At 60.9% G+C, this 24,940-nt stretch carries 19 protein-coding genes; 13 read left to right on the top strand and 6 right to left on the bottom strand.

What is annotated here, in order from left to right; translation table 11 throughout:
* Positions 1-101: 101 nt before the first annotated feature.
* Positions 102-1,868 carry a DUF885 domain-containing protein gene (locus tag ABDK11_RS00740; RefSeq protein WP_346838412.1) on the bottom strand — a complete coding sequence of 589 codons (1,767 nt, stop codon included), beginning with the start codon at positions 1,866-1,868 and terminating at the stop codon, positions 102-104.
* A gap of 90 nt (positions 1,869-1,958) precedes the next feature.
* Positions 1,959-2,708, bottom strand: a complete 750-nt coding sequence (locus ABDK11_RS00735) for a hypothetical protein (RefSeq protein WP_346838411.1) — start codon at positions 2,706-2,708, stop codon at positions 1,959-1,961.
* Positions 2,709-2,941: 233 nt separating this feature from the next.
* Between ABDK11_RS00735 and ABDK11_RS00730 the strand changes: the two genes are divergently transcribed.
* The 6 genes from ABDK11_RS00730 to ABDK11_RS00705 all read left to right on the top strand — a co-directional run bounded on the left by ABDK11_RS00730 (position 2,942) and on the right by ABDK11_RS00705 (position 10,958).
* The gene (locus ABDK11_RS00730) at positions 2,942-3,574 is read left to right on the top strand and encodes an RNA polymerase sigma factor (RefSeq protein WP_346838410.1); all 633 of its coding nucleotides are present in this window, start codon (positions 2,942-2,944) and stop codon (positions 3,572-3,574) included.
* Positions 3,561-4,010, top strand: a complete 450-nt coding sequence (locus ABDK11_RS00725; protein WP_346838409.1) for a DUF4880 domain-containing protein — start codon at positions 3,561-3,563, stop codon at positions 4,008-4,010. Before ABDK11_RS00730 ends, ABDK11_RS00725 begins: the two co-directional genes overlap by 14 nt.
* A 124-nt stretch (positions 4,011-4,134) precedes the next feature.
* Entirely contained in the window at positions 4,135-7,044 is a 2,910-nt protein-coding gene (locus ABDK11_RS00720; protein WP_346838408.1) for a TonB-dependent receptor, read from the top strand.
* An 85-nt stretch (positions 7,045-7,129) separates the two neighbouring features.
* The gene (locus ABDK11_RS00715) at positions 7,130-8,635 is read left to right on the top strand and encodes a DASS family sodium-coupled anion symporter (RefSeq protein ID WP_346838407.1); all 1,506 of its coding nucleotides are present in this window, start codon (positions 7,130-7,132) and stop codon (positions 8,633-8,635) included.
* Between the two features lie 98 nt (positions 8,636-8,733).
* Positions 8,734-10,146, top strand: coding sequence for an adenylosuccinate lyase family protein (locus ABDK11_RS00710; protein WP_346838406.1), 1,413 nt, complete (start codon positions 8,734-8,736; stop codon positions 10,144-10,146).
* Positions 10,147-10,376: 230 nt separating this feature from the next.
* Positions 10,377-10,958 (top strand): TIGR00730 family Rossman fold protein, encoded by a 582-nt coding sequence (locus tag ABDK11_RS00705; protein ID WP_346838405.1) that lies wholly within the window; start codon positions 10,377-10,379, stop codon positions 10,956-10,958.
* Between the two features lie 270 nt (positions 10,959-11,228).
* Here ABDK11_RS00705 and ABDK11_RS00700 read toward each other — a convergent pair whose 3' ends face one another.
* On the bottom strand, positions 11,229-12,812 hold the full coding sequence (locus ABDK11_RS00700) for an AMP-binding protein (protein ID WP_346838404.1): 1,584 nt from the start codon (positions 12,810-12,812) through the stop codon (positions 11,229-11,231).
* Between the two features lie 576 nt (positions 12,813-13,388).
* Here ABDK11_RS00700 and ABDK11_RS00695 point away from each other — a divergent pair.
* The 7 genes from ABDK11_RS00695 (at position 13,389) to ABDK11_RS00665 (ending at position 21,981) form a co-directional block, all read left to right on the top strand.
* Positions 13,389-14,846 (top strand): coniferyl aldehyde dehydrogenase, encoded by a 1,458-nt coding sequence (locus ABDK11_RS00695; RefSeq protein WP_346838403.1) that lies wholly within the window; start codon positions 13,389-13,391, stop codon positions 14,844-14,846.
* 250 nt (positions 14,847-15,096) lie between these two features.
* The gene (locus tag ABDK11_RS00690; RefSeq protein WP_346838402.1) at positions 15,097-15,702 is read left to right on the top strand and encodes a hypothetical protein; all 606 of its coding nucleotides are present in this window, start codon (positions 15,097-15,099) and stop codon (positions 15,700-15,702) included.
* Between the two features lie 182 nt (positions 15,703-15,884).
* Positions 15,885-16,451 carry a hypothetical protein gene (locus ABDK11_RS00685; protein ID WP_346838401.1) on the top strand — a complete coding sequence of 189 codons (567 nt, stop codon included), beginning with the start codon at positions 15,885-15,887 and terminating at the stop codon, positions 16,449-16,451.
* Positions 16,452-16,657: 206 nt separating this feature from the next.
* Positions 16,658-19,216 (top strand): arylsulfatase, encoded by a 2,559-nt coding sequence (locus ABDK11_RS00680; RefSeq protein ID WP_346838400.1) that lies wholly within the window; start codon positions 16,658-16,660, stop codon positions 19,214-19,216.
* Between the two features lie 80 nt (positions 19,217-19,296).
* The gene (locus ABDK11_RS00675; RefSeq protein WP_346838399.1) at positions 19,297-20,274 is read left to right on the top strand and encodes a transporter; all 978 of its coding nucleotides are present in this window, start codon (positions 19,297-19,299) and stop codon (positions 20,272-20,274) included.
* A 163-nt stretch (positions 20,275-20,437) separates the two neighbouring features.
* Complete coding sequence (locus tag ABDK11_RS00670) at positions 20,438-20,911, top strand: sulfatase-like hydrolase/transferase (protein WP_346838398.1); 474 nt, start codon at positions 20,438-20,440, stop codon at positions 20,909-20,911.
* Entirely contained in the window at positions 20,860-21,981 is a 1,122-nt protein-coding gene (locus tag ABDK11_RS00665) for a sulfatase-like hydrolase/transferase (RefSeq protein WP_346838397.1), read from the top strand. Before ABDK11_RS00670 ends, ABDK11_RS00665 begins: the two co-directional genes overlap by 52 nt.
* 92 nt (positions 21,982-22,073) lie before the next feature.
* Here the strand turns inward: ABDK11_RS00665 and ABDK11_RS00660 are convergent, their stop codons facing one another.
* The 3 genes from ABDK11_RS00660 to hppD are packed head-to-tail and all read right to left on the bottom strand — an operon-like array spanning position 22,074 to position 24,725.
* Complete coding sequence (locus tag ABDK11_RS00660; RefSeq protein WP_346838396.1) at positions 22,074-23,081, bottom strand: fumarylacetoacetate hydrolase family protein; 1,008 nt, start codon at positions 23,079-23,081, stop codon at positions 22,074-22,076.
* Positions 23,078-23,638, bottom strand: coding sequence for a VOC family protein (locus ABDK11_RS00655; RefSeq protein ID WP_346838395.1), 561 nt, complete (start codon positions 23,636-23,638; stop codon positions 23,078-23,080). Before ABDK11_RS00655 ends, ABDK11_RS00660 begins: the two co-directional genes overlap by 4 nt.
* Before the next feature lies 1 nt (position 23,639).
* On the bottom strand, positions 23,640-24,725 hold the full coding sequence (hppD, locus tag ABDK11_RS00650; RefSeq protein WP_346838394.1) for a 4-hydroxyphenylpyruvate dioxygenase: 1,086 nt from the start codon (positions 24,723-24,725) through the stop codon (positions 23,640-23,642).
* Positions 24,726-24,940: the final 215 nt, after the last annotated feature.

The following is a 24,940-nucleotide window of genomic DNA, read 5'->3' as shown; positions in this document are numbered from 1 at the left end:
ACGGCGCATCTGGAATTGCGCCGTTACCTGATGGCATCCCACTGGATACCGGCCTGCGCCGGTATGACGATACGTTGGATGGATGCAGCGCAACCAGGTAGTTACTGGCTGCGCGACTCGGCCACAAACCGATCCATCTGCTCCTCCAACATCGACAGCGGCAGCGCCCCATTCGCCAGCACCGCATCGTGGAATTTGCGCAGATCAAATTTATCCCCCAACGCCTTCTCCGCTTCCGCGCGCAGCTCGCGGATCTTGATCTCACCCATCTTGTAAGCCAGCGCCTGACCCGGCCAGGAGATATAGCGGTCTACTTCCGCGCGCACGTTGGCTTCCGACAGCGCGGTGTTGTTGGTCAGGTAGTCGATGGCCTGCTGGCGGGTCCAGTGTTGGGAGTGGATGCCGGTGTCGATCACCAGGCGGCAGGCGCGCCACATTTCGTAGCTGAGGCGGCCGAAGTTTTCGTACGGGGTCTGGTAGATGCCCATCTCCTTGCCCAGGCGCTCGGCGTACAGCGCCCAGCCTTCGCCGAAGGCGCTCAGGTAGAAGTTGCGGCGGAACTGCGGGACGTTCTGCATCTCCTGCGCCAGCGCGCCCTGCAGGTGGTGGCCGGGGACGGCTTCGTGCAGGGTCAGGGCCGGCAGTTCGTACAGCGGGCGCTGATCCAGCGCATAGGTGTTCACCCACATGGCGCCGCCGTGGACACCGCCGATGGCCGGCGGGTTGTAGGAGGCGGTGGTGTAGATGGGGGCAATCTCGTCCGGTACCGGCACTATGCCGTAGGGCGTGCGCGGCAGCTTGCCGAAGAAGCCCGGCAGGCGGTAGTCGATGCGCTTGGCGATATAGGAGACGTCCTTGAGTAGCTCTTCCGGCGTCTTGGCGTAGAACTGCGGATCGGTGCGCAGGAAGTGGGTGAACTCCTTGAAGCTGCCCTTGAAGCCGGTCTGCTTGATCAGTGCGTCCATCTCCGCGCGGATACGCTTCACTTCCGCCAGGCCGATCTTGTGAATCTCCGCCGGCTCCATATCCAGGGTCACGTAAGTGCGGATATTGTGGCGGTAGTACTCCTTACCACCGGGCAGCTGCTCGGCGCCGATGGTCTTGGTGGCGGCCGGCAGATAGTCTTTTTCGAAGAAGTCGGCCACGCGCGCGAAGGCGGGGATGGCGACTTCCTTAATAGCCTGCTTGCCCTGCGCGCGCAGGCGCTGCTGCTCCTTCGCCGGAATGGAATCGGGCATGTTCTTGAACGGCTCGTACAGGCTGCTCTTGGTCGGGTCGTCGTAGGCCTGGGCGCGCACGGTCGGGATCACCGCTTCCACGGTCACCTTCGGGCGCACGAAGCCGTCCTTGATGCCCTGGCGCATATTGGCGATGTTCTCGTCGAAGTAGCGGCCGAAGTCGCGGATGCGCGCAATGTAGTCTTCGTAGTCTTTGACCTTCTTCATCGCCAGGCCGTCGCTGGCATCCAGCGCGCCGTTGTAGAAGCCGTAATAGGTGGTGAACGGTAAGCGGTCGAGGAACAGCTGGTTGGCCTCGATGGAGTTGTCCAGCACCCACATCAGCAGTTCGCGGTTGACCTGGTCGGCCTGGCTCAGCTGTTTCCCGTCGATCTTGTTCAGCCGCGCGAGGAAGCCCTGCTCGGCCTGCAGGCGGCGGGCGCGGTCTTTGGCGGTGACGCCGGGCAGGCGGTCGTTGTAGCCGGGCAGGCCCATGCGGCCGGCCATGACCGGGTCTTCGCTGAGGCTGTACTGCCAGTGGTCGTCGATAACGCTCTGCAGCTGTTCGGTGGCAGTGGCGGCCCAGACCAGCGGGGTCAGTAGCCACAGAAGCGCGAGTGTGGAAAGGAACTGGTGGGGCCTGGACGCCATCTTGTGTCTCCGTCGTCGACATGCTCGGTTGTGCCCAACCATACCACGGCCGGAAACGGCGGTAATACGCCGTTTATTGCGCGCTAGCGCTTACCCGCCCTGCACGTAACGCACCAGCGCCTGCGCCAGCTGGGAGAAGTGCTGGGCCTGGATATTGCCCTCGGACGGAGAAAGATAGTTAGTATTTACTTCCACCTGAATGGCCGGCACCCCGAGGCCGGCGGCAAACTTGGTGATGGTCCGGTTTTTCGCCGCGCCGAAGTAGTTGTAGGAGATGTTTTGCAGGCCCTCGCGCTCCAGGCTGGCAATCAGGTCGCGCAGCAGTGCTTGCTGCCCGAGCAGAGATCGGCCGCCCATGGTGCCCAGGTCGATATCGTAGGGGCGGAATGGATGACTGCCGTGAATATCCAGCACATAGCGGGGGCGGACTTCGGCGATGAGGCGACCCAGTTGCCGCTTGAACGCGTTGTCATCGTAATAATTGGGATCCGAGGGGCCCTCGTGGGTGGTGTAAATCACGTAAGCGCCGGTGAGCTCTGCCACGGATAGCGCCAGGGCTGCGGTGCCGCCGCCATCGGAGAAGCGGCGATTGCCCTCGCGCAGCGGGCGGGTGGCGTGAGGCGCGGTGAGGATAACCGGTATGCGCCCCGGCACGACCTTGAACCAGTCTGCATCGGGCGCCACAGCGACACCCTCGCGGGCATCCAGCGTCTGCTCGATTTCAATCGCTTTGGATACCAGCGAGGGCGTCACGATCGCTCTTTGCGGCAGCGGCCGCTCCGCTGCACAGGCAGCCAGTGTCATCACTGCCACCAGCACGATCATGTTTTTTATCTTCATTATTTTCACTTCCCGTTGCTTCTGCCGTGGCGCTCTGTTGTCGGGGCACGATAGCGTTTCCCCGCACCGGCTGCCATTACCGGCGTGTCGCGAACGGACAAACCCACACCTTTGTTTACTCAACACTAGCGGCGTGAGCTTCCTCCGTGAGGTACAAGTCCCCATAAACAGCGTGCTAGTATCAGGCGCTCAGCGCTGATGCGCGCACCTAGAACAATAATGACAGGGCGCCCATGTCGAAAAGTCTCTTCTCCAAATTCAGCTTTTCCCGCTTTACGTCGAGCTGGATCCGGCGCGAGCCGGATGCCGAGCAACAGGTCAATCGCCTCTACGCGGAAACCCGGGATCAATTACTGGCCAGCCTCCGCCGCATGCTGGAACCCGCCCAGGCCGAAGAAGTACTGCAGGAGGCCTACCTGAAGCTGTTTGTTGCCCTGAAGGAAGACCGGGCAATGGAACCGCGCCCCTTCCTGTTCCGCGTGGCCCGCAACCTGGCGATCAGCCACCTGCGGCACCAGAAGGTGGTGGAGCAGCATGGCATTAGCGCGCAGTATGACGTCCAGGCCGCAACCCTGGAGGAGGCGGTCGAGAGCCAGGTCAGCCGGGAAGAGGAACAGCGTGCGCTGGTAGCCGCCATCAATGCGCTGCCACCCAAGTGCCGCCAGGTCTTTGTCATGCGCAAGATCGATGGCCACTCCCACGGAGAAATTGCAAAGATTCTTGGCATCTCCAACAAGACGGTGGAAAATCACCTGGACCGCGGCATGCGCCTGTGCCGCGATCACCTGGTTGCCGCCAGGACAGCCCCACCCAAAGTCCCGGCAGTGCCTGAACGGCAGGAGGACATCAGAATTGCAGCTGGATGAATGGCTCTGCATTGGCATTCCCGACGATGTGATGGAGCAGGCATCCGCCTGGCTCGCCCGCCTGGACGCCGACCATGTAAGCCTCGATGAACGGCAGCAGCTGTCGGTGTGGCTGGACGAGGACCCGCTGCACCGCTGGGCGTTCGAAGAGCTGTCCCAGCTGAATGCCCGCGTCGCATCCCTGTCCCACGTGCGCGGGCAAATCCATGCGCCACAGGTAATGATTTTCCCCCAGGTAATTACCGCTTCCGCTTCCCCGGCTACGGATTGCGCGGTGTCTTATCGCCATAACCGTCGCCGGCACTCAGTCGTCGCCCTGCTGCTGATTGCCGTTGGCCTGGCCTTTGCCCTGCAGGCACCGCATTCCCCCGCCAAAAAGCCTCACCGCGTTCATCAACCCCCCGGCTTTGAACAAATTCAATTCGGCGACGAATAATCTTCCCCGGCGTAGGGGTTTTCTCTCTCTCATGCGTTGAGCCTGTTAGAAGTAGAACTATAAGTCCGACTCTAACAATAAATTGGCTCAAGAATTGAGCAATCACGCGATGAGGGAAAGATCCATGAAGCGATCCATGATCATGCTTTCAGGCATGCTGTTAAGTCCGCTGGCCCTGGCGGTCCAGGAGCAGGCCGCGGCAACATCCGCAACCGCTGACGAAAAATCCAAACAGGAAACCATCGAACAGGTGACCGTGGTCGGCACCCAGATCAAGGGTGCGCAGATTAACGAAGCGCTGGCGGTATCCGTTGTCAATGCTGACGATATCGAGGCGATGGGTGTGGACTCCGGCGATGAGCTGTTGGCGTTGATCCCGGAAAACGGCCAGAACTTCTTCAACGAAGCGGAAAATATCAGTGGCGGAGTCAACTCCGCGCGTGGCGACATTGGCGCGTTCAACCTGCGCAACCTGGGCACCGGCAATACCCTGGTGCTGCTGAACGGCCGCCGGGTAGTGAACGCCGCGGCCTACCAGACCGAAGAGGTGGGTGGCAGCTATGTGCCGGTAGTCACTGCCAACTCCAACGTTCTGCCCACCGCCGGCCTGCAGCGAGTGGAAGTACTGCGCGACGGCGCCTCGGCGATCTATGGGGCCGATGCAGTGGCGGGGGTTGTGAACAATGTGCTGAAGAGTGATTTCGACGGTTTCAGCGTGTCGATCAAGCACACCGAGTTCGATAATTTGGATCGCAACACCCAACACCTGGCAATCGAGTGGGGCGAGACCTTCAATGAAGGCCGCACCAATATGAGCGCCTTCTTCAGCCACTACCAGCGCGGCCGCGTGTCGGCCTCTGAAGACTCGCGCTGGGCCAACTCCGACCTGACCGGCCTGATTGGTGAAAATTCTCCGTGGTTCGAAGATAACGCCTTCCGCAATAACAGCGCCAACTCCCTCTACCCGCAGCTGGATATGGTCAGCGGCAGCATCGATGGGATAACCGACAGCCGCGGCGAGCTGGAAACCTTTCCCGCCGGCGACGAGCGCTGCGAGTATGCCATCAACCAGTACGTCTGTGGCGCCGTCGATGGCCAGGGCACCGAGCGCTATAACCTGAACGAGTTCCGCGATGTAAGCTCCGAGCTGCAGCGCGATAACCTGTTCGTGTTCGTGAACCACGATCTGGGCAACGGGCTGGAGAGCTTCTCCGAGATCGGCCTGTACCGTTCCTCAACCAATATGCGTCGTCACCCGACCGCATCTTTCTCGACTTCCGAGCTGATCTTTCCCGCCGACAACCCCTATAACCCGTATGGCGTGGACTTTGTACTCGACAATTACCGCTTCGCGGAGCGGCCACGCATTGTCGAGAACGACGGCGACAACTACCGCCTGCTGCAGGGTCTGCGCGGTACCTACGGCGACTGGGACTGGGAAACCGCACTGCTGTGGAACAAGGATGAGAAATCGGATGTAACCCACAACCGCGTATCCAACACCCTGATGCAGGAAGCGCTCAACGACACAAGTCTGGATGCCTACAACCCGCTCAGCGCCGGCCATGACAGCCATATCGAGCGCGCCCTGATCAATGTGCGCCGCGACAGCGAAAGCGAACTGAAGAGCTTCGACTTGAAGTTCTCCAATAACGGCCTGTTCAGCCTGCCGGCGGGTCCGGTGGCGGCACTGGCCGGCTTCGAGTACCGCGAAGAGTCCTTTGTCGATGACCGCGATGATCGCCTCGACGGCACCATCCAGTTTACCGACGCCGACGGCGATACCTACCCCTATGTTTCCGACGTGGTGAATTCCAGCCCGACGCCGGACAACAGCGGCGAGCGCTCCGTGACCTCCCTGTTCGGTGAACTGCAGGTGCCGGTGCTGGAAAACTTCGACCTGCAGCTGGCACTCCGTTATGAGGACTTCTCCGATTTCGGCGATACCACCGTGGGCAAGGTGGCCTTCGGTTACCGCCCGGTGGAACAGCTGTTGCTGCGCGGTTCCTGGTCGGAGGCTTTCCGTGCGCCAAACCTGGTGACCATCAACGAGGAGATCGTTGCGCGCAGCGGTACCAATATCGACTGGGCCTGTGTCTACGCGGCCGAGAACGGCGGTGACCCGAACCAGGACGTGCTCGACTGCGAATACTCCATGCAGCGCATCGCCCAGGGCAGCGAGGACCTGGAAGCCGAGGAGTCCACCAACACCTCCCTCGGCCTGGCCTTTACCCCGCTGGAAAACCTGACCATGACCGTGGACTTCTGGACCATCGAGAAGGACAACACCATCGGCCTGCTGGGTGAGGAAAACCACACGCTGCTGGATCTCTACTACCGCCTGCAGAACGGCGCCGGCAACTGTGACTCGGTAGGGGACTCCGCGGTGAACCGCGCCGATGTGGATCCCGAGGAAGCCGCCTATTACGAGGCGGCCGGTATTTGCGCCGCGGGCAGCATCAACTACGTGGATGACCAGTATGCGAATCTCGACACACGGACCCTGGCCGGTTACGACGTCGGCATCTACTACGACCTGTTCACTGACTTCGGTGAGTTCGGCCTGAAGTACAACGGCTCCTTTACCACCAAGTTCGAGCAGGACGCGGGCGGTGATGCGGCACTGCTGGTAGAGGCACAGAAAAACGGCGACATCCCGGCGAACTTCCCGGTGGTAGGTTTTGCCGATCTGCTCGGCAAGGACGGCAACCAGGAAGAGCGCCATTCGCTGCAGCTGACCTGGCGCTACGACCAGTTGGGTGCGTCGCTGAGTGGTTTCAAGATCGGCGATTTCTACCAGGATTCCCTGACGCTGGAAGACGGCACTCGCTACGTGATTCCGTCGATGACCACTTACGATGCCACCATCGATTACCGCTTCGATTACGCCGGGGCGAGCAACCGGGTCCGCTTCGGCGTCAAGAACCTGACCGACGAGCGCGCGCCCCTGGCCGACCGCTACTTCGGTTACTTCTCCGATGCGCACAATGACTACGGTCGCTATTACTACCTGAGCCTGAAGTCCAGCTTCTAGGGCTCCGCTCCCCAAGGCTGGTATCCTGCCGTAAAAAAGCCGGATACCGGCCCATCAACCCGCGTACATTCCCGAGGTATATTTGATGAGTACGACACCAAACCTGGCCGGAGCACAGGTGAACGCCGGCATGCAGGTCGGGCCACCGGGCTACCAGAGTATCGGCCTGCTGCTCGGTCCGGCGCTGTTCGCCATTATGATGATGCTGGTCGACGTGCAGACCACCATGAACCCGCTGGCGTGGAAGGTAGCCGCCATCGGCCTGTGGATGGCGGCCTGGTGGGCGACCGAGGCAGTCCCGGTACCGGTCACGGCCCTGCTGCCCATCGCCACTTTCCAGCTGGTGGGCATCAGCAGCATGAAAGAGGCCACAGAGCCCTACGCCAATCCGATCATCTACCTGTTTATGGGCGCCTTTGTGCTGGCGCTGGCGGTGGAACGCTGGAATTTGCACAAGCGCATCGCGCTGATGATCCTCGGCCGCACCGGCACCGATGGACGCCGGATGATCGGTGGTTTCATGCTGGTGGCAGCACTGCTGTCCATGTGGATGACCAACACCTCCACCACCATGATGCTGTTCCCCATTGCCATCTCCGTGACCGCCATCATTGTCGAAAATGTTGCCGGACTGTCGGAACAGGCCAAACAACATTTCCAGATCGCAATGCTGCTGGCGCTGGCCTACGCAGCGACGATCGGCGGTCTGGCCACGCTGGTCGGCACCCCCACCAACGCCCTGCTCGCCGCCTTTCTGGCGGAAAATTACGGCATCGAGATCGGTTTTGCGCGCTGGATGCTGATTGGTGTACCGGTGGCCGCAATACTGCTGCCCGCTGGCTGGCTGCTGCTCACGCGCTGGATCTATCGCGTGGATATTCCCGAGAGCGAGGAGGTCAAGGCACACCTGCAGCAACTTAAAAATGATCTGGGCCCGATGAGCAAACCCGAGGCGCGGGTGGCGATCATATTTGCCCTGGTGGTGCTGGCGTGGATGGTTCACCGCCCGCTGTCTGCCGCACTGGGGCTCGAGGGATTGTCCGATGCGGGCATCGCGATGGCGGCCGCCGTGCTGCTGTTCCTGGTGCCGAGCGGGGACCCGAAACAGGAACAGCTGATGAGCTGGCACGACGTGGGCAGGTTGCCCTGGGGCGTGTTGATCCTGTTTGGTGGCGGCCTCAGCCTGGCGTCACAGGTGTCTGCGTCGGGTCTGGCGACCTGGCTCGGTGAGAGCCTGTCACTACTCTCGGCCATCGGGGTGATTGCACTGGTCGTGGCCGCGACCGCGCTGGTGATATTCCTGACCGAACTGACCAGTAACCTGGCGACTACCGCCACTTTCCTGCCTGCCGTGGCCGCTATCGCAGTACAGGCAGATATCGCTCCGCCGCTGCTCTGCGTGCCGGTGGCCCTGGCGGCGAGCTGCGCATTTATGCTGCCCGTGGCGACGCCACCCAATGCCATCGTCTATGCGTCCGGCATGCTGACGATCCCGCAGATGGTGCGCGCCGGTCTCGCACTGAACCTGATCGGCCTGTTACTGCTGTCCATCGTGGCTATCGTTTGGGTACCGCGAATACTCGGTCTTTAGATAATTGGGCGCCGGCCGGCATTGCCGCAGGGCAAGTCACCCGGCAGGCGCCCGTTGCTGTCACGACAATAACCACTCCAGCTAAAGAGAATTTCACCATGGCCGCCATTCGGAAATTGATTGTCGCCACCTCCCTGGCGATGCTCACAGGCAACTCAGCGCTGGCCAATGACGCCGGCAAAGTGCCGGCGGTCAGCGATATCTTCTCCCCGGTCAACGAAACCCAGAAAGTACTCGACATAGAAGCGGCCCTCGCTTCTGCCCAGGCGGATCTGGGCATCATCCCGAAAAGTGCCGCGCGGGAGCTCAGCGACAAAGCCAGTACCCGATACGTATCGCAGGAAGCTCTGGCCCGGGAGTACGAGGTGGTTCGCCACCGCATGGTGGCACTGCTCAATGTTTGGCAGCGCTCCCTGGATCCGGATGCCGCGGAGTATATGCACTTCGGTGCAACCACCGTGGATATCTACGATACCGCGCTGGTCCTGCAACTGGAGGAGTCGACCCGCGCGCTGATCGGGCAGTTGCGCGCGCTGGAACAAGTGATGATGCGGCTGGCGGATGAGCACAAAAACACGGTCATGGTCGGGCGCACCCTGGGTCAGCACGCACTGCCAATCACCTTCGGCAAAAAGGTCAGCACCTGGCTGGGGGAGAACCGTCGCAATATCGAACGGCTCAAGGATGTCCACAGTCGCCTGTTGCACTCCGGAATTCTCAAGGGTGCGGTGGGCAGTTATGTGGGCCTCGGTGACAAGGGTATCGAAGTGGAGCGCGCCTTTGCGCGACACCTGGGCCTGCAGGCACCCTACCCCGACGACTGGCACGGTGCGCGCGACGTGATTGCCGAATACGCCTATGCGCTGGCACTGATCAGCAAGTCCTATGGGCGTATTGGCAACGAACTGTTCCTGCTGCAGATGACCGATATCGGTGAGACGGAAGAAGTCCGCATCAAGACTGCGGTGGGCAGCAGCACCATGCCGCACAAGAAAAACCCGAGTAAATCCGAAGCACTGATTTTCTACTCCCGCCGTATTCCACGTACAGCGGAAGTGATCGCCGATGACATGATCAATGTGTTCGAGCGCGACAACACATCCCGCACCAATCGATTGCTTGCGGACATCTCGATCGACGCGGAAGACATGCTGCGCGCTGCCCGCGGGCTGCTCGGCAACCTGAAGGTCAACGCGGAAGCCATGGCGCGCAACCTGCAGAAAACCCACGGCATGATTCTCGCGCAGCGGGTCACCTTCGCCCTGGCAGACAAGATCGGCAAGACCACGGCCAACGGCCGGCTTCACGAGCTGGCGGTGGAAGCGATGGCGAAAGGTATCAGCTTGAGAGAGGCGATCGAAAGATCGCCGGATATTGCGCCGCAATTCACTGCCAGTGAGCTGGACGAGCTTTTTGATAGTTCCACCTATACCGGTCTGGCGACGGAGCAGGTGGAAGCGGTGATCGCCTACTGTCGCGACGCACGCAAGCACGACTTTCCGCTCGACTAGCCTCCGGCTCGCGCAAGCGCGCACCCGACCCGGCATTGTACGCTTGGGCCGGGTGAAGCCATTCGGCCGCGTCCCGCCTCTTTCCGCGCCCCTCCCGCTCGCTTTGCCGCTCGCTTTGCCGCTAAGCTTCGCTAACATCTCCAATGTGATGCATCCTGTTACGGTAATGGACACCAACATGTTGGCTGGAACCAATGCGGCGGCCCCGAACAATTAATCCGGTGGGAATCATGAAAAATATCTGTGTCTACTGCGGCTCCAGCCCCGGGCGTCGGCCCGAGTATCTGCAAGCGGCCGAGGCACTGGGAGCGGCGCTGGTAGCGCGGGATATCGGCCTCGTCTATGGCGGGGCCAGTATCGGGGTTATGGGTGCGCTGGCGGACGCGGTCCTGGCCAAAGGCGGCCGAGTCACCGGGGTGATTCCGGAGGCACTGGCGGTGCGGGAAGTGCCCCACTCCGGCATCACCGAAATGCGGGTCGTCGATTCCATGCACGAGCGCAAGGCGATGATGGAGGAGCTTTCCGACGGTTTTATCGCCCTGCCCGGCGGCCTGGGCACATTGGAAGAACTGTTCGAAATTCTCACCTGGGCGCAGCTGGGATTTCATCGCAAGCCCTGCGGGCTGCTCGACGTAGCGGGTTACTACCGCCACCTGGCGACCTTCCTGGATCACTGCGTGGCAGAACAGCTGCTGCAACCCCAGTACCGGGCCATGCTGCTGGAGGCCGACCACCCCGGCCGGTTGCTGGCGCTGATGGAGAATTACCGTGCGCCGACGATGGACCAGCGCATCTCCCGCGACGAGCTCTGATTCACACTACGCCGTCAGTAAGTGCATACCAACTGCGAAACCGAACTGTGGATATCCGCTTACTCACAATTTCTCTGGATAGCATTGTGCATAAGTTTGGGATTTCACCCTGGTGCCCCATGGTTACTGGGATTGTGACAGTCGTGTGAAAAAACAACAATTTTCTGGTGGCCAGCTGAAAGCCAAATCACGCCTGAGGGGGCCAATGGAAAAGCTCGCGGTAAAAAACGGGCCATAGCCCGCTTTTCACAGTACTGGCGTCAGTGGAGTTTAGGGCTGCCGGGCCGGTGCGTGGTCGCGCAGCTCCCGCCGCAGTATCTTGCCCACGGTGGACTTGGGCAGTTCCTTGTGGATAACCACGTGCTTGGGCACCTTGTAGGCGGTCAGCTGCTGGCGGCAGAAGTCGATGAGTTCCTGTGCGCTGACATCGCCCCCCAGCACCACATGGGCGACCACGGCCTCGCCGGTCCTGTCGTCCGCGGTGCCGGTCACCGCGACCTCGGCAATCTGCGGATGGCTGCTCAGCACATCCTCGATCTCGTTCGGGTACACGTTGAAGCCGGACACGATGATCATGTCCTTCAGGCGGTCGACGATGCGGATATTGCCGTTGGTCTGCACCAGGCCCATATCACCGGTGTGGAAGAAACCGTGGCGCATCACATTGGCGGTCTCCTCCGGGCGCTGCCAGTAGCCCTGCATCACCTGCGGCCCACTGATCACCAGTTCCCCCACCTCGCCCACCGGCAGCGGCTGGTCGTTCTCATCCCACGCCTCCACGCGGGTGCCGATCAGCGGTACGCCGACGGTACCGATTTCCTCGGCACCGAACTTGTTCAGCGTGGCCACCGGCGCAGTCTCGGACAGACCATAGCCCTCGGTCACCGGGCAACCGGTGACCGACTGCCACAGTTCGGCGGCGGTGCGGGTCAGCGCGGCGCCGCCGGAGAAGGTGACTTTGAGGCTGGAGAAATCCAGCTGCTGGAACTCCGGGTGGCGGCACAGGCCGACGAACAGGGTGTTGATACCGCCGAGGCCGGTGAACCGGAACGGTTTGATCGTGGCGACGAACGTATCCAGGTCGCGCGGATCCGGAATCAGGATATTCAGGGTGCCGATGGAGAACATCGCCAGCATGTTCACGGTAAACGCGTAGATGTGGTACAGCGGCAGCGGGCACACGAAAACCTCTTCCCCCTCGCTGCAGCGCTGGGTGATGCGGTCGAGCATCTGCGCGGCGTTGGCGAGAATATTTTCATGGGTCAGGCAGGCACCCTTGGCGACGCCGGTGGTGCCACCGGTGTACTGCAGTATGGCGATATCGTCGCGCGCCGCGCGCGACGGCTGCAGTGCCGGCAGCGCCGCGCCCTGCTCGATCGCCGCGACAAAATCCTGGTAGCCGTGCGCGCTGTCTGCCGGCGCCATACGCAGATCGGTGGCGCCGGTGACCAGCACCTGTTCGATATCAGTGTCGGCCCGGATCTGTTCGAATTTCGGCAGCATATCCGCGAGAATCACCAGCGCGCGGACCCCGGCATCGCTGAACTGGTGCTGCATCTCCCGCGGCGTATACAGCGGGTTGGTGTTCACTATCACCAGCCCGGCGCGCAGTGCCGCGTAGGCGGCGATCGGGTACTGGGTGATGTTGGGCAGCTGGATGGCGATGCGATCGCCGGGCTGCAGGCCGCTGTGCTGCAGCCACTGGGCCAGGTGGCGGGATTGTTGTTCGATCTCGGCAAAGGTCAGCGCCTGGCCGAGACAGTGATAGGCCGGCCGGTCGGCAAACCGTTTGCAGCTGTGCTCGATAAATTCCGCCGTATTGCGAAACTGCGGGTTCAACTTCTGTTCGCGCATTATTGTTTTCTTACCTCTCTCACCAGGCTTGTTGATTGCTGCCGGCGCCGGGGCCGGAACCGCGGGTTGGTACAACGGCATATTCTTCGTGGGAAACGCTGCCGCGGGCCGTGCACGATCGACTGTTTACTGCCGACCTGCAGACGCTGCTGCCCTACTGCGTGCGGGCAGGCCAGCATTTTGCCCGAGTAGTCACCGGCAGAATGTCAAATTGCTTACTATCGCGACAATTAAGGGTTTCAGGGGCATAAATGAAACTTAGCATTAAAGTCTTGCTGCCCCCTTTTACCTCTCGCCTCCTCTAGTCAGTGCTAATGCACACAGCCCGGCCGGACCAGCATTGTTGCCATTGAGGCGTGACAACCTGAACCCTGAACGGGCAGTCACTCGCCAGTGTCGCCAATCGTGCAGAAATCTGCAGCTTGCCGTTCTGCGCCAGCGGGTGCATTTCCCTGCTGATATTTTGGATTTGCGCCGGCGCGAGGCATACTCGGACACGGTGCGGCGGGCGAAAAACGCGACTGGCCATTCACCAACCGCGCCGGGTAATGACTTTAATAATCAGCGGAAGCTCTCATGACCACTGCGACAATAACCGAAGTCGACAACCGGCAGGCACAACTGCAAAACCTGCTCAACACCCAGCGCGAAGCCTACCTGCGCGACCCCAATCCCGATTACCACCAGCGCGTGAACGACCTCAAGGCGCTGTCGCGCATGATTTGCAATCACCAGGACGCCCTGGTGAAGGCGATCAGCGATGACTACGGCAACCGCTCGCCGGTGGAGAGCCTGTTCTGCGAAATCTACGCGGTGCTCGACGGCATCAAGGACACGATCAAGCACCTGAAAAAGTGGATGAAACCACAGCGCCGCCACGTCGCGCTGTCCGCCTACCCCACTTCCCGCAACCGGGTAATTCCGCAGCCACTGGGTGTGGTCGGTGTCATCGTGCCGTGGAACTTCCCGGTGAACCTCAGCTTCACGCCGCTGGCCAGCATCTTCGCCGCCGGCAACCGCGCGCTGGTAAAAATGTCGGAGAATTCCCGGCACCTGGCGGACCTGTTGCAGCGCATCAGCGGCGACTATTTCCCCGCCGACAAACTGCGTTTTATTGCCGATGAGGACGGCCCTGATGGAGGATTGGGCCCGCTGTTCTCGGCGCTCAAGTTCGACCACCTGATCTTTACCGGCTCCACCGCCACCGGCCGCGCGGTGATGCGCTCCGCCGCCGACAATCTGACGCCGGTGACGCTGGAACTGGGCGGCAAGTCGCCGGCCATCGTCGCGCCGGATTACGATCTAAACACCGCCGCCGAGCGCATCCTGTTCTGGAAGCTGGTCAACGCCGGCCAGATCTGCACCACCGTCGACTACCTGTTCCTGCCCGAGGGCAGCGTCGACCCGTTTGTGGAAAAAGCCCGCAACCTGGTGCAGAAACGCTACCCGGATCTGCAGCACGAAGACTATACCTCGGTGATTGACGACCGCAGTTACCAGCGCCTGTGGGACACGCTCGACGACGCCGTGGCCAGGGGCGCCACCGCCATCGACCTGTCCGACGGCCAGGGCCGTCGCGACGATCCACTGCGCAAGTTCCCGCCGCACCTGCTGCTCAATGTGAGCGACGATATGCTGGTGATGCAGCGCGAGATTTTCGGTCCGCTACTGCCGGTGAAAACCTACCGCGAAGGCGACGAGGTGGTGCACTATGTCAACAGCCGCCCACGGCCGCTGTCGATCTACCCGTTCACCGGCAAGCGCTCGGTCAGCGACGACTATATCGCGCGCATCATCTCCGGCGGCGTCAGCGTCAACAACTGCGTCCTGCATGTGGCGCAGCACGACATTCCGTTCGGTGGGGTCGGCGAGAGCGGCATGGGCCACTATCACGGTTACGAGGGCTTCGTCACCTTCTCCAAGCTGCGCCCGGTGTTCTACCAGGGTCCGCTGGATCCGCTCAAACTGCTGATGCCACCCTACGGCAAAACGGCGAAGAAGATTCTCGATGTGATGATCAAAATGGTGCGCTGAAGCTCCAGTGAAAATCCGGGTCGCCTTTTTGTTGGCGGCCCGGATTAGCGCGCGCGGAGACCGCCGCCGCGCGCTCGTGCTCGCCGCCAATCAACGCGCGTGTCGTTGCACAGTCTGCCAACCGGCGCCGCCCTCCTCCATTCAACAAAACCCCGCGTCGATCGCCGCGCAGTCGCCGTTAACTCAGGCGCCTGCCGCACTCTTATGCGCCCCTGCCGGCGCCGGTATTGCGCGGCGCGACATATACTGATTGGCCGACAAATCCTTTCAACCGGTCAAACCCGCCAACGTGAAGATCTTTGATTACATCACCGCCGCCATCATGCTGGTGCTGGGTATCGGCATCACGCAGCTGCTCAGCGATGTGGTGGATGCCTTCCGCAGCCGGCAGAGCTACCGCTTGCACTGGATCCCGATAACCTGGGCGGCGCTCGTGTTTGCCTGGCAGATGCAGTTCCTGTGGGCGGTGTATGAATTGAAGATGCTGCAGACCTCGTGGCACGAAGTGGAATTTCTGATCCTGCTGCTGCTGGCCATGCTGCTGTTTGTCGCCGGCAGCTTGGTAGTACCGCGCGCCGGCGACGAATCCGACAACGCACTGGAACAGTTCCGCGCCGACGGTCGCTGGACGCTGGTGGTGCTCGCCGCCTATTTCTTTATCGGCTATGTCGCCAATGTGCTGTTGTTCAACTTGCACTGGTTGGACCCTGTCAATCTGCAAGATCCGGTTCTCGGCCTGTACCTGCTGATCGTGGTATTCAGGACGAAAACCCAGACCTGGGCCATTGCCACGATTATCTTTGCGATTGTGTCGGTATTCTCGATCATCAGTTTGTCCCCGACGCGATACGGGTAGCGGCGCGCACTCGCTCGGCGCCGCCATCCCCCGCGATAAAAAATCCCGCGCCGTTGATCAGGCGTTCTGCGTTAACAGAGGCGCCCCTGAGCATCGCTGCGCCACCCTGTTGCCGCCGGCGGCGCAGGGCGCGACATATACTTACTGACCGAGAAATTCTCCAACCGGTCATATCCGCCAACGTGCAAGTCTTCGACTACATCATTGCGGTCATCATGCTGATTCTGGGCATTGGTATCACGCAGCTGCTCAGCGACGTGGTGGATGCCTTCCGCAGCCGGCAGAGCTACCGCCTGCACTGGATCCCGCTGACCTGGGCGGCGGTGGTATTTGCCTGGCAGCTACAGTTCCTGTGGTCGATCTTTGAATTGAAGATATTGCAGAAGTCGTGGCACCAGCTGGAATTCGTGGCGCTGCTGTTTCTGGCCATACTGCTGTTTGTGGCCGGCAGCCTGGTGGTGCCGCGATCCGGGGACGAATCCGCCAATGCGCTGGAACAGTTTCGCGCCGACGGCCGCTGGGCACTGGTGGTGCTGGCGCTGTATTTCCTGACCAGCTATTGCACCAATGTGCTGTTATATGGCGCGCACTGGGCGGAATCCCCCAATATCGAGGACCCGGTGATCGGCCTCTACCTGCTGGTCGTCGTATTCAGGAAGCAGACCCACACCTGGGCCATTGCCACAGTCATCTTTGCCATTGCCTCGCTGTTCTCGATCATCAGTTTGTCCCCGTCGAAATACGGCTAGAAGCACACCGGCCCGAGAACAGGATCACGCAAAAAAGCCCCGTTCATATTCGTGAAATTGCGAAGCCCGCGACTCGGCTTTTTTGATTTACGTCCAAAAATTCCATCGATGGCGCCGTCCCCACCCGAATCCCGCGCCAGAACGCTGACTTACCCGCAATCTGCACTAGGCTGATTTCAGGTAAAAAGCAATGCACAGGATTTAGCATGGAAAGCTTTCGCACCACCCGCCTCTGGATCAGGCTGCTGCTGGCGCTGTTTATCGCGCTCGCCAGCGCCTGCGGAACCAAGACAGAGCGCGCTGAAAATCATTCCGACACTTCCACAGAAACCGCCACAGACACCTCACAGCCCGGCGCAAGTGCGGAGCAAAATGCGGCGGCGACGCCAGAGGCGCGCGAGGTGCAAGAGGTGGAAAGCGGTGAAGCGGTGGCCGGTACCCCGCAATTCAACGGCAAGATTGAACTGGATGTCCGTAACTCCACCCCCGACTGGGCGCCGTTTACCCCCAAGCGCGCCAGAGAGGGCGCGCCCAATTTCCTGTTTATCCTCTACGACGACACCGGCCTCGGCGCCTGGTCGCCCTACGGCGGGCGCATCAATATGCCGACGCTGGACAGCATTGCCGCCGATGGCCTCACCTACACCCAGTGGCACACCGCCGCGCTGTGCTCGCCGACCCGCTCCACCCTGCTGACCGGGCGCAACCACCACCTGAACGGTATGGCGTCAATCACCGAAGGGGCGACCGGCTTCCCCGGTTCCAGTGGGCGCTTCCCGCCGCAGGTGACCACCATCGCCGAAGTGCTGCGCGACAACGGTTACAGCACCTTCTGGCTCGGCAAGGACCACAATGTGCCGGAGACTGATGTGGCGCCGGGCGCGAGCCGCAAGCAATGGCCCACGCAGATGGGCTTCGACCGCTTCTACGGCTTTATCGGCGGCGAGACGAACCAGTGGTTCCCGGACCTGGTGTCCGACAATCACTTTATCGAGCAGCCCTACAGCCCTGAGGAGGGCTATCACCTGTCCAAGGATCTGGCCGATCAGGCCATCCAGATGCTGCGCAACCAGCAGGCCACCAACCCGTCCAAGCCCTGGTACCTGTGGTTCAACCCCGGCGCCAACCATGCCCCGCACCAGGTACCGAAGGAGTGGGCCGACAAGTACAAGGGCAAGTTCGACGACGGCTACGATGCCTACCGCAAATGGGTGACCCAGCGCATGATCGACAAGGGCGTATTGCCGGAGGGCACGGTCAACACAGCAGTCAACCCGCTGCCCAAGGACGTGGCGAACCCGGGAGACTATGTGCGCCCGTGGGACTCGCTCAACGATGAAGAGAAGCGCCTGTTCTCGCGCATGGCCGAAGTCTACGCCGGCTTCTCCGAATATACCGACGCGCAGATCGGGCGCATCATCGACTACCTGAAAAAGACCGGTCAGTATGAAAACACGATGATCATCTACGCCGCCGACAACGGTGCCTCCGGTGAGGGCTCGCCCAACGGCTCGGTCAACGAGAACAAGTTCTTCAACAACTACCCGGACGACCTCGCCGAGAATATGAAGTACCTCGACGTGCTGGGTGGCCCGGAAACCTATAACCACTACCCCACCGGCTGGGCCGCGGCCTTCTCCGCGCCGTTCAAGATGTTCAAGCGCTATTCGCAGTATGCCGGCGGCACCGCCGACCCGCTAATCATCTCCTGGCCCAAGGGCATCAAGGCGCGCGGCGAGCTGCGCAACCAGTACCACCACTCGGTGGATATAGTGCCGACCATCCTGGAAATCGTCGGCGCCGAGATGCCGGACTTCAACCACGGTGTGAAGCAGTATCCGGTGTCCGGTATTTCCATGGCTTACACCTTCGATGCCGCACCGGACGACCCAACCAAAAAACACGTGCAGTACTACTCGATGCTAGGTACGCGCGGCATCTGGAAAGACGGCTGGAAGGCGTCGGCCCTGCACGCACCGTCGACCGCGAAGGATCATTTCGACCAGGACAAGTGGGAACTGTATAACCTCAAGGAAGACCGCTCCGAGTCCCACGACCTGGCGAAGGAAAACCCGGAAAAACTCAAAGAGCTGGTTGATACCTGGTTCGAAGAGGCGAAGAAAAACAACGTGCTGCCACTGGACGACCGCAGTCCTGCGGAACTGTTGACTGTCGAGCGCCCCAGCGAAGAGCCGCCGCGGGATACTTACAAATACTATCCGGACACCGCCTGTGTGCCGGAGAGTGTCGCGGCGAATATCCGCGGGCGCTCCTACAAGATTCTCGCCAATGTGGAAATCAAGGACCCGAAAGCCTCCGGCGTGATCTTCGCCCACGGCTCGCGCTTTGGCGGCCACTCGCTGTTCTTGATGGATGGCCGCCTGTATTACGTCTACAACTTCCTCGGCATCCAGCCCGAACAGGTATTCAAGTCGGATACTACGCTGAAGCCCGGCAAGTACACCTTCGGGGTTGAGTTCAATAAAACCGGCACCGGTGACAAGGGCGAGACGCTCGGCGACACCAAGCTGTATATCGACGATAAAGTCGTGGCTTCCGGCAAGATGCGTACCCAGCCGGCCAAGTTCACCCTGTCCGGCGACGGCCTCTGTGTCGGTTACGACAGCGGTGACGCGGTCAGCTCGCTGTACAAATCACCGGGCAAATTTACAGGTGGAAAAATCCAGGCCGTGGCGGTAACGCTCAAGGGTGAACCCTACAAAAACCTCGAAGCCGAGGCCAAGCGCCTGATGCTGCAGCAGTGACAGGAGTCAGCACAGAAAAACCCGCGGCGCGCCCAGCGTCACGCACGGCCAAGCGCGCAGCACAAACAGGAGACACCGGTTTGAGCGTAAAAAGTACCGCCTTTGATGCACCGGACGGCAGTATTCTCACACGACTTCTTGCCAGTGCCTTGCTGGCTGTGGCTTCGACTGCCGGTGCGACCGAGGGCGGCATCGGCTATTACGTGCCGGGCACCACCGCAACGCTGATCGACCGCGCGCCGACACAGGCGGGCTGGGTGGTGGAGCCGATGTATCTCAATTACAGCGGCGATTTCGGCGCAAATGTGGATGTGCCGATTGCCGGCGTTGTCGCCGCGGGTATCGACGTCAACCTCGACGCGGTGACCGCCGGCGCCCTGTATACGTTCGACAAACCGGTGCTCGGCGCCAAGTATACTGCCGGTGCCTACCTCTCCTGGGTGTCGGTGGATGTAACCGGTAAAATCGAGACCCCGCGCGGCAATTTCGGCCGCCGGGATTCGCAGAGCGGCCTCGGCGACACCACGCTGATCCCGACGATGCTCGCCTGGCAGAAGGGTAACTGGCAGTACAATTTCCTGCTGCCGGTTCACGCGCCCACCGGCGAGTACAAAACCGGCCGGCTGGCCAATCCGGGCCTCAATTACTGGGCCGTGGATCCCACCTTCGGCGCCGCCTACAGCTGTCAGCAATCAGGCTTTAATGCCACCCTGTTCGGCGGGCTGACCTACAACTGGGAAAACCCGGATACCGACTACCAGAGCGGTACCCTCTTCCACCTCGACGGCAGTATCCAGCAGATGATAAAGGCCGGCAGTGGTTTCTTCACGCTCGGCCTCAATGCGTTCTACCTGAACCAGATCAGCGACGACGACAACCGGCGCCTGTTTGTCAAAGAGTTCCGCCAGCGCTCTTCAGGTATCGGCCCGGTGCTCGGATACATGCTGCCCAAGGGCCACGAGAACCTGGTATTTGAATTCCGCTGGCTGCCGCAGCTGGATACCAAGAACACCACCGAAGGCGACTACTACTGGCTCAAGTTCGTCTACCAGTTCTGAGTCACTGGGCATAAATATTTTATTTTTCCAATGTGTTCAACGGAATGCCGGCATGGACCTGCCGCCATGCCGGCTGGGCCCTGTCACCCTGTTCAAACGGCGCAATTGCTAACTTGCGCGACCATCAAGACCTCAAGGAATAATTTGTAATGGAGTTGTAGCAGTGAAAAATTTCTTACTGACAATCACCGCCATCCTGGCATTGCTGGGCTTTGCGATTGAATGCGATGCCGCCACGCCCACGAAAAAGCCCAACATACTCATCATCTGGGGCGACGATGTGGGCATGTGGAATATCAGCGCTTACCACCGCGGCATGATGGGCGGCAGCACGCCGAATATCGATCGTATTGCCAAAGACGGCATGATCTTTATGGACCACTATGGGCAGGCCTCCTGCACCGCGGGCCGCGCGGCATTTATCACCGGGCAGTACCCAATTCGCACGGGCCTCAGCACCGTGGGTCTTCCCGGGGCAAAAGAGGGCCTCCAGGCCAAGGATCCGACGCTGGCACAGATGCTGAAGGACTACGGCTATGCACCGGTCAGTTGGGCAAAAACCACCTCGGCGACCGGAATGAACACTTGCCAACCGTCCACGGGTTCGATGAGTTTTACGGCATCCTCTATCACCTGAATGCCGGCGAGTACCCGGAGGAATACGATTTCCCGAAAAGCGAAGCAGTACAGGAGAAGCTCGGCCTGAAACTCCGCGGCGTCATCCACTCCTGGGCGGAGCCGAATGGCAAGCAGAAAGTCGAGGACCTCGGTCCCTGGGGTCGCGAGCGACAGCGCCACCTGGATGAAGATGTGCTGCAGCAATCGAAGCGTTTCATCACCAACGCGGTCAAGGCCGGCAAGCCGTTTTTCGTCTGGCACAACACCACGCGCATGCACTACCGCACCAATCTCAGTAAAGAGTACCAGGGTAAAAGCGGTTACGGGCTCTATGCCGACGGCATGATGGAGCTGGATGACGATGTCGGCGAACTGCTCGACCTGCTCGACAAACTCGGTGTAGCGGACAACACCATCGTCATGTTCTCCACCGACAACGGTGCCGCATCCAACTCCTGGCCCGACGGCGGCAACCAGCCGTTCCACGGTGAGAAAGGGGTCGGCGGCTGGGAGGGCGCATTCCGTGTACCCATGCTGGTCAAATGGCCCAAGCACATTCCCGCCGGCACCTATACCGGGGAATTCATGACCATGGAAGACTGGGTGCCGACCATCATGTCGTGGCTGGGCGACAAGAATATCAAGCAGGAGTTACTGACCGGCAAGAATATCAATGGCCGGAAATTCAAAGTGCACCTCGACGGCTATGACCAGAGCGACCTGCTTTTGAATAATGGAAAATCGAAGCGCAAGGAGTTTTTCTACTTCACCGAGGCAACTTTTCAGGGAATGCGCTACGGCGACTGGAAACTCCTGTTTATCAAACAGGACCACTGGTTCCGGGCGCCGCAACTCTCCATGACCACGCCGTACATCATCAACCTGAAACTCGACCCGTTCGAGCGCTTTATCAACTCACGCGGTTATGATGAATGGGCGGAAAACCGCAGCTGGATCCTGGGCCTGGCCGGACCCAAGATTGCCGAGTTTGTGCAATCCTTCAAGAAGTACCCACCCAGCCAGAAGAGCATGGAGCTTCAGGTAGACGAGGTCAGTAAAATGATCAACTCACGGGCCATCGGGATCTGATTTAGCGCATCACGTTGTTGCGCGAAAACAACAGACTAAAACAAAAAAGGCCACCCAATCGGGTGGCCTTTTTCTTCGGCGCGGAAAAGGCGTTAAGCCTGCTCCACCACCTGCTCGATACGCCCGAAAATGGACTGGCCGTTGGCGTCCAGCATCTCGATGACGATCTTGTCACCGAACTGCATAAAGCCGGTGCGCGGCTTGCCGTTTTCGATGGTTTCGATCATGCGGATCTCGGCGATACAGCTGTAGCCGACACCACCCTCTTTCACCGGCTTGCCCGGGCCGCCGTCGAGTTTGTTCGACACGGTGCCGGAGCCGATCACGGTGCCGGCGCCCAGCGGGCGGGTCTTGGCGGCGTGGGCGATCAGCTGGCCGAAGTGGAAGGTCATGTCGATGCCGGCATTCGGCTCGCCGAACTTGTCGCCGTTCAGGTGTGACACCAGCGGCAGGTGCAGCTTGCCGTGTTTCCAGTTGTCACCCAGCTGCGCCGGGGTGACGCACACCGGCGAGAAGGCGCTGGACGGCTTGGACTGGAAGAAACCGAAGCCCTTGCCCAGTTCACCCGGGATCAGGCCGCGCAGGGACACGTCGTTGACCAGCATCACCAGCTTGATGTGCTTGAGCGCATCGTCCGCAGACACCCCCATCGGCACGTCATCGGTGACCACGGCGATCTCCGCTTCGAAGTCGATACCGAAGCCGTCGCTCTGCGGCATCTTGACCGGCTCGCGCGGGGCGAGGAAGGAATCGGAGCCGCCCTGGTACATCAGCGGGTCGGTCCAGAAGCTCTCCGGCATTTCCGCACCGCGCGCCTTGCGCACCAGCTCCACGTGATTGACGTAGGCGCTGCCGTCGGCCCATTGGTAGGCGCGCGGCAGCGGTGAGGCGCAGGCGCCCTGGTCGAACGGCTGGCTGTCGATCTCGTTGTGCTCGAGCTGGTGGTGCAGTTCCTCGAGGATGCTCTCCACCTGGTCCCAGTTGTCCAGGGCGGCCTGCAGCGTGGGCGCCACGGAGGCGGCGGAGGCCATGCGGGTCAGGTCGTTGCTGACCACGACCAGCTGGCCGTCGCGACCGGATTTGAGACTGGCTAACTTCACGGTGCCTCTCCTTCAGCAGTGGGTACAAACTCTTCTTCGCCGTGCATCCAGGCGGCATGGCGCGGCGCCTTCTTGGTGCGCGACCACTCCTCCAGCATATCCTCCGCCACGCGCTTGAGCTCGGTATGCATGCCGGGCTGGGCGGTGTTGGCGGCCAGCTCGATACGGTGGCCGTTGGGGTCGAAGAAGTAGATGGATTTGAAAATCGTGTGGTTGGTCGGACCCAGCACGTCGATGCCGTTGGCTTCCAGCTTGTCCTTGGCCGCCAGCAGCTCGTCCATGCTCTCCACTTCCAGCGCGATGTGCTGCACCCACTGCGGGGTGTTTTCGTCGCGGCCCATGTCCGGGGAATTGGGCAGCTCGAAAAAGGCCAGCACATTGCCCTGGCCGGCGTCGAGGAACACGTGCATGTACGGATCCGGTGCCCCGGTGGAGGGCACCTTGTCTTCGGCGATGGCCAGCTGGAACTCCATGCCGAGGAGATCGCGGTAAAACTCCACGGTCTCCTTGGCATCGCGGCAGCGGTAGGCCACGTGGTGAATGCGTTGGATAGCCATATCAGGCCTCCTTCTTGTCACCGATCACGCCACGCTCCAGCTGGTCGCGCTCGATGGATTCGAACAGCGCCTTGAAGTTGCCCTCGCCGAAGCCTTCGTCTTCCTTGCGCTGGATGAACTCGAAGAACACCGGGCCGAGCATATTGGCGGAGAAGATCTGCAGCAGCAGGCGCGGCTGGCCACCCTCGGTGGTACCGTCCAGCAGCAGGCCGCGCTTCTTCAGCTCGGCAGTCGGCTCGCCGTGGCCGGGCAGGCGCTCTTCCAGCATGTCGTAGTAGGTGTTCGGCGGCGGAGTCATGAACTCCATGCCCTGCGCCTTCAGGCGGTCCCAGCAGGCGATCAGGTCGTCACAGGCAAAGGCGATATGCTGGATACCCTCGCCGTTGTACTTCATCAGGAACTCTTCGATCTGGCCGCCGCCACCGGCCGCCTCTTCGTTCAGCGGGATACGGATCTTGCCGTCCGGCGCGGTCATCGCCTTGGACAGCAGGCCGGTGTACTCGCCCTTGATGTCGAAGTAGCGGATCTCGCGGAAGTTGAACAGGTCTTCGTAGTACTTGGCCCAGTAGTCCATGCGGCCGCGGTAGACGTTGTGGGTCAGGTGATCGAGGGTGTGGAAGCCGCAGCCTTGCGGATGCTTGTCGACGCCTTCCAGCCAGTGGAAGTCGATGTCGTAGATGGTCTCGCCTTCCTTATAGCGGTCGATCAGGTACAGGTTGGCACCACCGATGCCCTTGATCGCCGGCAGGCGCAGTTCCATCGGGCCGGTTTCCACGTGCACCGGCTGCGCGCCCTTCTCGATGGCGCGGTTGTAGGCCAGGGTCGCGTCCTTGACGCGGAACGCCAGGCCACAGGCAGACGGGCCGTGCTCGCGGGCGTAATAGTCGGCGTGGCTGCCCGGCTCGTAGTTGGTAATGAAGTTGATGTCGCCCTGGCGCCACAGCTCCACGTCTTTGGTGCGGTGGCGGGCCACCTTGGTGAAGCCCATGGCTTCGAAGACGGTTTCCAGGATGCCCTTCTCCGGCGCGGTGAACTCGACGAACTCGAAGCCGTCGAGGCCCATCGGGTTTTCAAACAAATCGGCCATGTGGTCCTCCGTTATCTCTCGTGTTTCTGCCAACTCAGTGCTGCCAATTGTGGTGTGGCAGCGGACTTATTAGTTTCAGGTGCAACGAAGTTAGTTGCACGTGAAACTAAAGTCAAGGGATAGCGGAATTCCAGACCATATCGCGGCGTCTGGTCATCGCCTCAGCGCGGCGGCATGCGGTGTCGCGGTTGATCCGCGGGCCACCGCTGATGTAT

Source organism: Microbulbifer sp. SAOS-129_SWC (assembly GCF_039696035.1).
In the GTDB taxonomy this organism is placed as follows: domain Bacteria; phylum Pseudomonadota; class Gammaproteobacteria; order Pseudomonadales; family Cellvibrionaceae; genus Microbulbifer.
Note: the sequence above shows the minus strand (reverse complement) of the source record. Positions and strands in the feature narration are given on the sequence as shown.